Origin of the sequence: Streptomyces tateyamensis, from assembly GCF_003205575.1 — a bacterium.
Lineage (GTDB): Bacteria > Actinomycetota > Actinomycetes > Streptomycetales > Streptomycetaceae > Kitasatospora > Kitasatospora tateyamensis.
Genome location: NZ_PYBW01000212.1, coordinates 1 through 3,206 on the forward strand (window position 1 = coordinate 1; position 3,206 = coordinate 3,206).

Annotated in this window: 3 protein-coding genes and 1 pseudogene; all 4 read left to right on the top strand. The window is 69.1% G+C overall.

Annotated elements, in window-relative coordinates; all coding sequences use genetic code 11:
• Positions 1–55: 55 nt before the first annotated feature.
• Positions 56–1,293 (top strand): IS3 family transposase gene (locus tag C7C46_RS32645; protein ID WP_245985297.1). Its coding sequence is split into 2 segments (ribosomal slippage): positions 56–329 and positions 329–1,293, totalling 1,239 coding nucleotides; the frame shifts between segments, so codons are not numbered across the junction.
• 20 nt (positions 1,294–1,313) lie between these two features.
• Positions 1,314–2,327 (top strand): annotated as a pseudogene (locus C7C46_RS37625) (replication initiator); the annotation flags it as partial.
• Positions 2,324–2,509 carry a helix-turn-helix domain-containing protein gene (locus tag C7C46_RS32655; RefSeq protein WP_110673536.1) on the top strand — a complete coding sequence of 62 codons (186 nt, stop codon included), beginning with the start codon at positions 2,324–2,326 and terminating at the stop codon, positions 2,507–2,509. The pseudogene C7C46_RS37625 and the gene C7C46_RS32655, both read left to right, overlap by 4 nt.
• On the top strand, positions 2,509–3,206 hold a 698-nt coding region (locus tag C7C46_RS32660), incomplete at its 3' end, for a tyrosine-type recombinase/integrase (RefSeq protein WP_484421964.1). The genes C7C46_RS32655 and C7C46_RS32660, both read left to right, overlap by 1 nt.

The following is a 3,206-nucleotide window of genomic DNA, read 5'->3' on the forward strand; positions in this document are numbered from 1 at the left end:
ATGAACCGCTGCGGGTTTGACCGAGACTCCTTCTCTTGGAAGGATCGATTCCGTTATGAGGAAGCCATACCCCACTGAGGTCCGGGAGCGGGCGGTGCGCCTGGTGCTGGAGACCCGCGATCAGTACGAGACCGAGTACCAGTGCATCCGGTCGATCGGTGCCAAGCTCGACGTGGGCCCGGAGAGTCTGCGCAAGTGGGTCCGCCAGGCCGAGACCGACGCCGGCGCCCGGCCCGGCACGACGACCGAGGAATCCGCAGCGATGAAGGCACTCAAGCGCGAGAACGCCGAGCTGAAGCGGGCCAACGAGATCCTCAAGGCCGCAGCGTCTTTCTTCGCGGCCGAGCTCGACCGGCCACACACGCGCTCGTAGCGTTCATCGACGAGCACCGGGACCGCTTCGGCGGAGTCGAGCCGATCTGCAGGACGCTCACCGCGAACGACTGCAGCATCCACCCCAGCACCTACTACGCCCACAAGAGCGGCGCCACCTCCGCCCGCGCCCGCCGCGACGCCGAACTCGTCCCGCTCATCAGGGAGATCCACAAGAGCAACTACGGCGTCTACGGCTACCGCAAGGTCTGGGCCGAGCTCAACCGGCGCGGCCACACCGTCGCGCAGTGCACGGTCTCCCGCCTCATGAAGGCAGAGGGGCTGTCAGGGGCGGTGCGCGGCAAGAAGATCGTCACCACGGTCTCGGACAAGAACGTGGACCGGGCACCCGACCTACTGAAGCGCAACTTCGTGGCCGGCGCGCCGAATCGGGTGTGGGTCGCCGACTTCACGCACGTGGCAGCCTGGGCCGGCACCGTCTACGTCGCGTTCGTCGTCGACACCTTCTCACGGCGGATCGTCGGCTGGTCGGCGGCCACCAACAAGAAGACCCCGCTGATCCTGTCCGCGCTCGAGATGGGCCTGTGGCAGCGGGACCGCGCCGGAGTCCCGGTCACGCCAAGGGAGTTGATTCACCACTCGGACGCCGGCTCCCAGTACACGTCGTTCCGCCTGGCGACCCACCTGGCTGCCGAACAGATCGCGGCTTCCATCGGCACAGTCGGAGACGCCCTGGACAACGCCCTGATGGAGTCGACCATCGGCCTCTACAAGACCGAACTCATCAAGCGCCAAGGACCCTGGCGCACCCTGACCGACGTCGAGATCGCCACCGCCGAGTACGTCGACTGGTTCAACTCCACCCGGCTCCACAGTGAACTCGGCCACACCCCACCCGCCGAGTACGAAGCCAAGTACTACAACCAACAGCCAAAACCACAGGTCACAGCCACAATCTAGAGTCTCCGAAGAATCCGCAGCGGTTCACCTACGCCAAGGTCGCCGAATACCAAAAGCGCGGCCAGATCCACTTCCACACCGTCATCCGCATCGACGGACCCACCGGCCCCACCAGCACCCCACCCACCTGGGCCACCACCCAGCTCCTTGATCACGCCGTCCGCGCCGCTGCCAAGCGCACCCGCGTCCAGCACCAACACCCCTCCCGGACCGGGGAGGCCGACCCGGCACAGCCGCCGGAGCCCACGGCGTTCCGCCTCGGGCGGCAGATCGACGTCCGCGCCATCCGCAGCACCGACTTCACCGGCAACGCCCCCGTCACCGACCGGCACGTCGCCGCCTACATCGCCAAGTACGCCACCAAGGGCGCCGAAACCACCACCGGCACCCTCGACCGCCGCCTCCGCTTCCTCGCCGAACTCGCCCAGCACGACCTCACCGACCACGCCCGCCGCATGATCCACACCGCCTGGCACCTCGGCGCCCAGCCCGAGCACACCCACCTCCGCCTGCGCCAGTGGGCCCACATGCTCGGCTTCCGAGGCCACTTCTCCACCCGCACCCGCCGCTACTCCACCACCCTCACCCACCTCCGAGCAGAACGCACCGCCTGGCGCACCCGTCAACCCGAAACCGCCGCCTCCACGGCAGCCGACCCGGCTCTGGTCGGCCGATCCGCCGAGCAGGGGCCCGTGCGTGAGGGTCGGCCGGTCACTGACCGGCACGGTGACCGCGATGACCGCGGTGACCTGACCGCCGGTCACTCCGGCCCCGGCCCCGGTCGCCGTTCCGGTCAGCGCGCGGAAAACAGGCGACACGGCAGCACGGACACGACCCTGGTGATCTCGCACTGGCAGTACGCCGGAACCGGCCTCCTGCCCGAACTCGCCCACCTCGCCGACCTCCTGGCCACTCCACCGCGCCCGCGACCCGAGCAGCCGAGCCGCCCCAGGCACGCACAGCGCTCCGGTGACCGGGCCGGTCACTCCACCGACCCGCTGACCACCCCTGTCCACACGGAGGCGATCGCGTGACCGCCGACAGTGAACTCCTCACCGTCCCCGAGGTCATGGCCCGGCTCAAGATCAGCCGCTCCACCGTCTACGACCTCATCCGCACTCGGCAGCTCGTCTCCCTCACCATCGGCCGCGCCCGCCGCATCCCCACCCACGCTCTGACCGCCCTCGTCCACCACCACCTCGAAGAGGCATCCTGATGACCACCGGCCCCACCTCGACTCCCGGCACCAGCTCGCGCAGGGTCCGCGCCAACGGCGACGGCACCGTCTACCAGCGCAAGGACGGCCGCTGGGAAGCCGCCGGATACGTCCTGGCCGTCGGCGACACCCGCAAGCGCGTCCGTGTCTACGGCATCACCCGCAAGGAAGCCCTCGCCAAGCTCACCGAGAAGATCGCCACCAGCAACCGCGGCGTCCCCGTACCCACCGCACAGGGCAGTCTGGCCGCCTACCTGACGTACTGGCTGGAGAACGTCGCCGTCCACCAGCTCCGCGAAACCACCCACACCCGCTACACCACCTGCGTCAACCAGTACCTCATCCCCGGCCTCGGCAAGAAGAAGCTCGCCAAGCTCGCCGCGAAGGACGTGCGCACCTGGCTGAACGGGCTGCGGACCGTCTGCCAGTGCTGTGCGCGCGGTATCGACGCCCGCCGGAAGCCCGACGCTCAGGCCAGCCGCCGTCCGCGCTGCTGCGCGATCGGGAAGTGCTGCCGCAAGTACCTCTCCCCGCTGACGCTCGCCTACATCCACTCCGTCCTCAAGTCCGCGCTGGAGCACGCTGTCCGTGAGGAAGAGATCCCGCGCAACGTCGCCCGCAACGTCCGCACCGGCACGCCCCGACCCCGCCGCTTCGAACCCCTCACCGCCGACGAAGCCCGGCACTTCCTCACCGC